The 9,518-nt window shown below is 58.0% G+C and carries 4 protein-coding genes and 2 pseudogenes; 1 reads left to right on the forward strand and 5 read right to left on the reverse strand.

Annotated features, from left to right (window positions below; translation table 11 throughout):
* Positions 1-19 precede the first annotated feature (19 nt).
* The 4 genes and pseudogenes from IPM58_12260 to IPM58_12275 form a co-directional block, all read right to left on the reverse strand.
* Positions 20-3,093, reverse strand: a pseudogene (locus tag IPM58_12260) (efflux RND transporter permease subunit).
* 1,786 nt (positions 3,094-4,879) lie between these two features.
* Positions 4,880-7,211, reverse strand: a pseudogene (locus IPM58_12265) (copper-translocating P-type ATPase).
* Positions 7,212-7,646: 435 nt separating this feature from the next.
* Positions 7,647-7,853 carry a hypothetical protein gene (locus IPM58_12270; protein MBK9307831.1) on the reverse strand — a complete coding sequence of 69 codons (207 nt, stop codon included), beginning with the start codon at positions 7,851-7,853 and terminating at the stop codon, positions 7,647-7,649.
* Positions 7,850-8,077 carry a hypothetical protein gene (locus tag IPM58_12275; protein MBK9307832.1) on the reverse strand — a complete coding sequence of 76 codons (228 nt, stop codon included), beginning with the start codon at positions 8,075-8,077 and terminating at the stop codon, positions 7,850-7,852. Before IPM58_12275 ends, IPM58_12270 begins: the two co-directional genes overlap by 4 nt.
* Before the next feature lie 168 nt (positions 8,078-8,245).
* Between IPM58_12275 and IPM58_12280 the strand changes: the two genes are divergently transcribed.
* On the forward strand, positions 8,246-8,734 hold the full coding sequence (locus IPM58_12280) for a Slp family lipoprotein (protein MBK9307833.1): 489 nt from the start codon (positions 8,246-8,248) through the stop codon (positions 8,732-8,734).
* Here IPM58_12280 and IPM58_12285 read toward each other — a convergent pair.
* Entirely contained in the window at positions 8,725-8,991 is a 267-nt protein-coding gene (locus IPM58_12285; GenBank protein ID MBK9307834.1) for a hypothetical protein, read from the reverse strand. The genes IPM58_12280 and IPM58_12285 overlap by 10 nt on opposite strands.
* Positions 8,992-9,518 lie beyond the last annotated feature (527 nt).

Below are 9,518 nucleotides of genomic sequence, written 5' to 3' on the forward strand. Positions count from 1 at the left end.
CCGGTTACAAGTCACTGATTCATTGCTCTGCCCGCTGTTCAATCCACCGATACACCACAGGCATCACAATCAAGGTCAATGCCGTCGATGAGATCAATCCACCGATGACGACTGTCGCCAGCGGTCGCTGCACTTCCGCTCCCATACTCGTCGCGAGTGCCATAGGAGAAAAGCCAAGACCGGCAACGAGCGCCGTCATAAGCACGGGTCTCCAATCGATCCAAGGCTCCGCTGCGTAACGGCCTCATCCGGTGAGAGCCCTTCGGTCTCGAGTCGTCGAATATGACTGACCAGAACGACACCGTTGAGTACCGCAATACCGAACAAGGCAATGAATCCAACAACGGCAGACATGCTCAGCGGCAGGCCACGGAGCCAGAGGGGCAATGAGCCCCCGACAGAGCGAGCGGGACATTCAGAAAGATCAAGAGCGCCGGGCGCATCGCCCCAAAGACAACAGATAGGACGCCCAGAATCAGTAACAGCGTGATGGGCACAATGACGGCCATGCGTTGTGACGCCCCTCGAAGATGCTCGAATTGCCCACCCCAGGTCAATTCATATCCGGCAGGGAGAACTATCGCCTGCGCAACAGCCTGTTGAGCATCTACAATGAAGGCACCCAGGTCGCGTCCCCGAATATTACATTCCACCACGATGCGGCGCTGGACGTGCTCTCGACTGACCTGAGCCGGTCCGGAATCAACTAGAATCTTCGCCACGCGCGACAGCCAGAACAAGCTCGCCCTGTCTCGTCGGGATCAAGAGATTTCCCAATGTGCTGGGATCTTGCCCCACATGCTCGGCCAGGCGTACAACAAGCTCGAATGAAGAGGCCCTGCACGACAGTTCCCACCACCACACCTCCACGGATCGATTGCACAAGACTCAGCACCTCATCCGCCATCAGTCCGTAACGTGCAATCTGCTCGCGGTCGACGACCACCCTTAGGAGCGATGGGCAGGCCGGACACCTGCTCGACTTTCACATCCGCTGCACCCTGCACCTCCAGGTGCGGGCAACGGCATCGGCCTGCTGTTCGAGAGCTCCCAAGTCGGGGCCGAAGATCTTCACTGCCAGATCCCGATCGAACACCTGCGATCAACCCATTGAATCGCATCTCGATCGGTTGCGTGAAGCCGAGACCGACTCCCCGGCACCTGTTGATGAACGGCGGCTTTCATCTGCTCAATCAAGTCCTCCCGGGTACGTGCCGTAACCCAGTCATGCCGCGGCTTCATCATGACAAATACATCCGATAGTTCTACTCATGACATCGGTCGCCGCTTCGGACTGCCAGGTTCGCGTCACGACTTGTGTCACTTCAGGAAAGCGCCGCAAGACTCGTTCGATCTCCAGCGAGGTCGCAATCGACTCGCTTAATGACACGCTCGGCAACCGCCACACTTGCACCGCTAGATCGCCTTCCTCAAGTCGGGGGACGAACTCGATACCCAGTTGCGATCCGATGGTGAAGAAGATGAGAACATTCCCGAACCGCAGAACTGACCGGCCAGATCGGCCGTGCCAGCGCCAGCGAAGACAGGCGTACAGAGTTCGCGTGTTTTCCGAATCAACGAATGGTTCTCCCGCGATCTGACCTCGTTCGAACAAACCAGAAGGAAAGAAGAGGGCAACGGTCACGGCAAGCAAGAGGGAACCTGCGAGGCCATAATGACGGTCATGCGGCCATCAGGGCGGAACATCTTTCCCTCAATGCCGGTGAGCGCCAGAATGGGGTACATAGACGAGAGAATGATGATCCCCACCGCAAGCGCCAGGGCGCATGACCTCGTCCGGCAGCCAGTACTTGGGCCAGGCGCTCCTCTGGACGTTGCCGATTTGCGTTTGGCGTCGTCGCAAAATATTGTCGATCATCACGACGGAACCATCGACCAACAACCCGGAGTCGATAGCTCCCAAACTCTTGCGATTGCCGACACCCCGCGTGCATCATGCCGGTGAAAGCAATCAGCATCGACAGAGGATCGCCCGTTGACGCGACGATCAAGCCCGCCCGAAGGTCGCCGAGAAACAGGAACAACACCGCAATGACGAGCAGGCCTCCTTCAAGAAGATTGTTCCGAACAGTCTGGATCACTTGGGATGCGAAGAGAGTTCGACTTAATAGGGCAGCGATCACCACGCCGGGAGGCAACGTCTTTTGGATCTCCTGCACTCTCGCTTTTACCTGAGTCACGACACGTTGCGCATTCTCTCCCGCGAGCATCTGGACCATCCCGATCACCGTTTCGCCTTCTCCCATCGCGGTGGCGGCCCCGATGCGCAAAGCGGAGGCTTCTTTGATCTCCGCAAGATCGGCAATGTAAATCGGTACTCCTCCGGCACCATGAGACACGACGATCTTTGCAAGATCGGCTATGTGCGTAACCAGCGCTTCACCGCGAATGAGCAATTGTTCACGCTGGCGCTCAATGTAGCCACCACCTGCAATGGCGTTATTTCTTTCAAGCGTCTCAAAGACCTGTCGAAGCGACAATTTGTACGAGAGAAGCTTGGCCGGATCGACCACGACATGGAACTGCTGTGGCTCTCCTCCCCAAATATTGACCTCCACCACACCGGGCACGGCCCGCAGTCGCATCCCGACTTCCCATTCGAGTAACGTGCGCAGGGCCATTGCGCTATACCCTGGACCTTGCAGTGTGAATTGGTAAATTTCGCCCAATCCGGTCGTCAGCGGACCCATGACCGGACGACACAGCTCCCACTGGAATCCGCTCCATGGCACGAGCCAACCGTTCAGCCACCAGCTGGCGGGCTCGATAGATGTCAGTGCCGTCTTCGAAAATCGCTGTGACCGCCGAGAGTCCGTAGCGTGACACGGAGCGAAGTTCACGCATGGAAGGCAAGCCGCTCAGCGAGGCCTCGATCGGAAATGTGACAAACTGCTCTACTTCGACAGGACCAAGCGATGGGGAACGGGTCAGGATTTGGACCTGCACCGGTGTCAAATCGGGCACCGCATCGATCGTGAGATGAGTGAACGACCACAGTCCCACGGCAATGACGACCAGCAGTGCAACCACCAAAGAACCGATATCGCAATGTGAGGTCAACAAGCGATCCATCAAAGCCTCATTCCCCGCTCCCAATATGCGCCCTGAGCAGTTCAGACTTCAGATCGAACACGCCTTCGACGACAACCCGGTCACCTTCCCGCACGCCCTCGCGGATCTCGCGTCCAACCGTGATCGGCATGAAGATGTGGCTGGAATCCGCTCAACCAAACTCCTCTGGTCTGGTCAACGGCTGTGACAGCCGACAAAGGAACAGCCAGCGTGGCTGAATCCAGGACGCGGAGAGGTCACTTCAACATATTCCTGAGGTCTCGTTGCCCCCGAGGATTGGCGACCTCAAAGCGCACTTGAATCGTCCTGGTAACTTCGTCCGCGATCGGCGCGGGAGGTGAGCGGAGCGGTGGTCGGCTCGGCCCTGCTGGGCGTAATCGGCGCGATACTCTCCAGTTTTGAAGTTTCTGGCCTGTTCGATAGACAGATTGGCGAAACCCTGGACATCGGCTCGTATCCACGACTCTCGAACAGCTCGTCTCCCGGCGCCAGCCCCTGACCAAGCACGACACGTTGAGCTACAACGGTCGGCAATCGGAGACGTCACCGCATACCGATGTCCCTCCTGATGTGAGCCTCGCTCCAGCTGAGTCAATTCCGAGACGGAGAGCCCCATATTCAGAAGCTTCTCGTGGGTATGCTGATACCGAGCCTCCGCCTGAGTAGCGCCCCGGTCCTCGATAAGCTTTCGCTCCGGGACACTTCGGCGGCCCGCAATTTTTGAGTCCGTCGAAGGTTGTTTTCTGCGCCAGATCAACTTGCGCTTTCGGCAAGGTATTCCTCAGTCGAGTTGATCGAGCTGCAGACTGCCGATCGCGGCGAGCGGTCTGCGCGGCAATACTCGATCGCCGAGTTGAACGTGAATACGTTCAACCTGCACCGCGATTCGTGGTGATCTTCGCCACCTGCTTAAGATCAACGCGACCTGACCTGGGGCCGTGACAACTTCCGGTATCGGATGGGTGATGACAGGTTTGCGTGTTCAGTCGAGATCGAACGGTGACAGCGGGCTGCAATGAATGGCTGGCAATGGAACCCGATGTGCCGCCGACCTCAAGCATCGTCTTCCGGTGGGTCAGCGTTGCGATCGCCACAACCGGCCTAGAACGACAATCGCGGCAACCATCAAGGATCTCGATGTGGTGTATCGTCGCATACCAGTACTCCAAAGCAGATCCGAGCGCCGGCAGAATACATGTCTGCTGCGCAGAGATGCTTACAAAACGTCATGACCTAGAGAAGAGTGAACGCTAGACGGACGGGGAAAGGTGGCGCTCGCGAGTGAATATGATGAGTGAAAAATGCGTAGCGAGGGGGGACTCTCAGCGGACGGCACAATGGAAAGTCGGAGCAGGCATGATGCTCGCGAGGATTCAGCTACAGCAGAAGCGGGCCGATCGGCTTGAAAGCTTCACCCGGTTGAATCGATGAGGTATATGAACTCCAGTTCGTCTTCCGCAGCGGCTGCAGGATGAACTAAGAAATCACTATGGCTTGGAATCGTGTATTGAGAGCTACCGGTCGCATGGTGGGTGGTCATTATTCCCCGTCTAAATCAGGGACCACACCATGTGGGTGATTCCACCATGGAGATGTCCTCCTGCTCCATGCTGATGCTCCACCTCAGGATGAACATGGAACAAGGGAGCCGCAAGCATCCACAGGCACGCCCAACTCAGAACCGCCACGCGAGACCAGGATGTTACATCAGTCATTGAATGCATGGTGGATTAAAGCTAGCACAATTTTCACCTGCCAGCAATTGAGGGAGTTACAAGTCCATGCCTTAGCGCCGCGCGTTGGCGATAACCGAGACAGAACTGAACGTCATGGCGGCGCTCGCGATCATGGGGCTCAAAAACACCCCGACGAAGGGATAGAGAATACCAGCAGCGACCAGGGACCCAGAGGGATTGTAGACAAAGGCGAAGAAGGAGATTCTGCCGGATGTTCTGCATCGTCCCTGACTCCAACCGACGTGCGCGTGCGATCGCGCGATCCCTTGACCAGCGTACCCCGGCACTCTCCATCGCGATATCAGCCCCGGTTCCCATCGCGACCTGCGGGCCTGCGCCAAGGCCGGCGCATCGTTGATTCCGGCTCCCGCCATCGCCACGACATGCCTTCAGATTGGAACTGTTTGACCACCGCCACCTTTTGCTCCGGGCAACACGTCGGCGCGAACATCATCAGATGAAGCCGTCGCCCCACCGCCTCCGCGGTTATTCGATTGTCGCCGGTCAACATCACGATCCGCAGACCTTCCTTGTGCAAGAGGTCGATGGCCTCCGGCGTGGTGGACAATGGGATCGGCCACAGCAACCCGGCCGGCTTGCCGTCGATCGCGGCAAACATGACAGTGTGACCATCATGACGGAGAGGCTCGGCCTGAGCCGACAACACCGTCGTCTCGACGTTCAATTTGCGCAAACATCGCGGTCCCCACAGCCACCGTTCGGTCTTCGACTGTGCCTGTCACTCCCTTTCCCTGAGAGAGGGAAACTCCTGTGCCCGCGCCGGGACGATGCCTCAACCTGAGCACCGGACGCCATCGGCAGGCAAGGGATGTTCGCTGTTCTGCTCCAGACCCGCGACCAACCGAAGCAAATCATGCTCCGTTACCGGCGAAAGAGTCGACTGCCATCAGACGTGGTTTTACCTTCCGTGAGCGTGCCGGTCTTGTCCACCACGAGCGCGTCCACCTTGGCTAGCGTCTCCAATGCCTCGGCGTTCCGGATCAGCACGCCTGCCGTCGCTCCGCGCCCGGTTCCAACCATGATCGACATCGGTGTCGCCAGACCCAAGGCACAGGGGCATGCGATGATTAACACCGCGACCGCATTCAATAAGGCATAGGCCATGCGCGGCTCCGGGCCAATGAGTGCCCAGACGGCAAAGGTGATGATCGAGGCCACGATTACGATCGGCACGAAGTAGCCCGCCACGACGTCGGCAAGCCGTTGAATCGGCGCGCGGGTCCGTTGGGCTTCACTGACCATCCGGACGATTTGCGCCAACAATGTCTCCCGACCGATTCGCTCCGCCTGCATCACGAAACTGCCCCTGCCATTGACGGTAGCCCCACCACCGTGTCCCGCTGCTTCTCCACTGGAATCGGCTCGCCGGTCACCATCGATTCATCGACGGTAGCTCGGCCTTCGATCACCGCACCGTCCACCGGAATCTTTTCGCCTGGCCGGCCGCGCAACCGATCGCCGACCTGGACCTGTTCCCGAAGGAATGTCCTCTTCGCGACCATCCCGTGCGGATCACGCGAGCTGTTTTGGGGCAAGCCCCAAGAGTGTCTTGAGGGGCACTGCTGGTCCGGCTTCTGGCTTGCAGCTCCAGCACCTGTCCCAGCAATACGAGGGTGATGATCGCCACCGCAGGTTCGAAATAGACAGCAAAGCTCCCCTCCATGCGTACAGGAAGGAGTCAGGAAGACTCCAGGAGCCACCAGCCGCAACACTGTAGAGTAGCGGCACCGGTCCCGAGTCCGATGAGCGTAAACATGTTGAGGTGGCGACTCATGATCGACGACCAGGCGCGTTTCGAACAAGCGGTCGACCGATCAGCACCGACCGGTGTGGCCAGCAACAACTGGAACCAGACAAGATTCGCCCTGACACCAGGTGCTGTAACGGCTGACCCGGCAACATCTCGGAAATCATCAGGGCAAAAATTGGCGCCCCAAGTGCCACGCTCTACCGGAAGCGGCGCGTCATATCCACAAGCTCCGGGTTAGCCTCTTCCACCGTCACCGTCCGCGGCTCAAAGCCATCCCACATCGGACAGCTTCCCGGTTCGGCCTGGACAACCTCCGGATGCATGGGGCACGTGTATTCGGTGCGGGTCGGCAGGAGGCGTCACATCCCTCAGGCTCCAGCGCCATTCCACAGATGGGACAGGCCCCAGCCTTGGTTTCTGAAACCTCAGGGTCCATCGGGCAGATACTTGTGCCCAACTGGAGCAGAAGTCGGCTTTGGAATGCGCTGTTCAGGAGGGTTACATAATACTCGGGGTCGGCTCCGGAACTGTCGAGGCATCTGGTGCGCGCAGAAATAGTAGGTCTTGTCGCGATACGCAAATGACCCGGCCGAATCCGGCTGAACCGTCATCCACAGACCGGATCGAATTCTCGCCTGACGAGCCGGTTGCATCATCGGCAACACTCCGCGGGAGAAGGCATCGTAATGAGGTCAGCGCTTCTTGCCGAGCGCCCGTTCCGGTCGGCACGAAATCGTTCCAGGCGACGTCGCGGAAATTAGTAGGTCGTCCCTTATTGTTCGTGCGACCCGCCGCCTTGGCAGGACCAACGAGCAGCTGTGATAGGATCGATGGCCATCTTCATCCAGCCCTCTACACTCTACGTTTCACTTCTCACACCTTTCATCCGCTTAAGACGGCCGCATCTCCGGCGTCATGTTCACCCATCGACTTGATATCCCGTCCAGCAGAGTGACGGGGTCGACGACACCTTGATGCGTTCCCCCATCGGCGCCCCTCTTCAAATAACCTGGCCGGCTTGCCGCCCCAGCCCTGCTTAAACGCCTTCACATCAAGCCGACCTCGTTGATCAGGAGCGACCGAATCGAACGATCCAATACCCCGTCCAGCTTTTCCTTGTGGATGGTGCGAAAGAGCACGGTTTTCATCTGCTCTCCCTTGCCCATCAACTTGGCCTGCTCATACATATCGAAGGCCGTGGGGCTTTCCCGGGATAACGGGAAACCCGACCATCGTGATCTCAACCTTGTCACCGAATTCCTTTCGGAGAAGCGTGACCCCGTCTCTTCAATGATGGCAATGGGACAATAGAAGTCAACCCGAACTCGATTATTTTCACCTTGCCCGACTGATGCGTCGAAGCTTCGTCTTTGAGTATTTCGAACTTCCCATTGAGCTCTGGTTTGGCTACTGCCACGTTAAACGGCACGCTCAACAGCCCGATCGCTCCCACAACCAATAGTGTTTTCTTCCACATCGCCGTCGTTCAACCACCCATCTTCCATACTCCTTTCACAGATCAATGCCCATCCCACGCCCATTGCATAACGGATAGTGCCCTCCTTGCGCCTCTGTCATAATGCATCCATGGAAACCGGTGTGGTCTATTTGCTTTTGATCCGGATTAGTCATCTGTCAGGCGGCTGTGCCACATCAGACATCAGGGCGACGGTCTGCCGTCAGGCACACCTCAGATCAGCTATGCGCAGGTGAAGTTGACCCCAGAATCCACCGGGGGCAGTCGGTTACATTCGGCGGAAAGTCTTGGGAGCACGGCGGCTCAAGGAAGGGACCCAGGATTGAAATCTTACAACTTCCGCTGACGTCTTCTCTCCAACCGACCATGGACGTCAGCCGGTCTGAAGGTCGCTTCGTGGCCCTGCAGGAAATCTTTCCTCGATCCGCCACCATCCACGGGCACCTTCCTCACCGTAACGGGAGAGCTGGCCGGTACCATCGTGCTTACCGCTGGACGAAACCGGTATACCTACCCTCTCATCCACATCACCAATCTGCGTGTGTGGACCGAGAACGATCGGGAGCCCCTCGCATACGCCGCCCCATTGCCCTGGTCCCTATTGGGGACACCCCTACTGGTCTCCGTACTGGGAGCCCGTGGCCGTATTATTGGTAGGCTCCGTCAGCGAGTCCTTCAACCGTGGCTACCTCGTAGAAATTGTCCGCACCCTCGCCAGAATGCCGCCAATCGCGGGTGCTCGGCCGCCGGCGTTCAAGATCCAAGAGCCCGGTCAGACGGATGCAATCGAGCAAGGCGATCCGGCACGTCCCGGTAGTCCTGCTCCCTGATTCCAGCGCCTGGTAGATCTCGCACGCTTCCTCATACCGTTCTCGTGATTCGAGGCTTCGACCCAGCAAATACTGCACGGCCATTCCTTCTTCCTCCGTAGACGCCCGTCTGGTTGAAGCTTCCAATAGGTGGTGAGTGCCTCGTATTGTCCCCAATCGCCTGGAAGCACAATCCTTTCGAGCCAACGCTTTGACGGACAAGATTCCTGTGCGCCAAACCGGTCCAGGAATAACCCGATTGCTTCTGTATCCGCCGGATTCCTTGGAGTGCTAATCCTTCGCGATACACCTCTGATGAATATCAGGTACCTTCCAGAGGATCAGGCTCTTGCATCTCCACGGAATTGACTCGTAGATCCTTCAACTTGGACCTGGCTTCTCGCAATTCCATTGATCTTAGGGAGTTGCTCGCTCGGCGAGTTCCTGTTCGCACGTCGACCTCGTCGGGTTCAAAGACACCAAAGGAAACTGCCTTAGCGGCCCGCGCCGCCGCCGGCTGCCGCGAATAACGCAACATTGATGGTATCCGCCTGCTCATACCCAGCAGACAGAGGGCATGGTCGCTGAGTTGATTGATCAACCTGGGTATTCCGCCGCCAGGTGAGGCGGAA

It is taken from the genome of Nitrospira sp., from assembly GCA_016715825.1.
Classification (GTDB): Bacteria; Nitrospirota; Nitrospiria; order Nitrospirales; family Nitrospiraceae; genus Nitrospira_D.

Coding starts and splice junctions, on each gene's coding strand:
- IPM58_12275 (MBK9307832.1), bottom strand. CDS start 8,077: ATGTGGAAGAAAACACTATTGGTTGTGGGAGCGATCGGGCTGTTGAGC.
- IPM58_12285 (MBK9307834.1), bottom strand. CDS start 8,991: ATGGCCGTGCAGTATTTGCTGGGTCGAAGCCTCGAATCACGAGAACGG.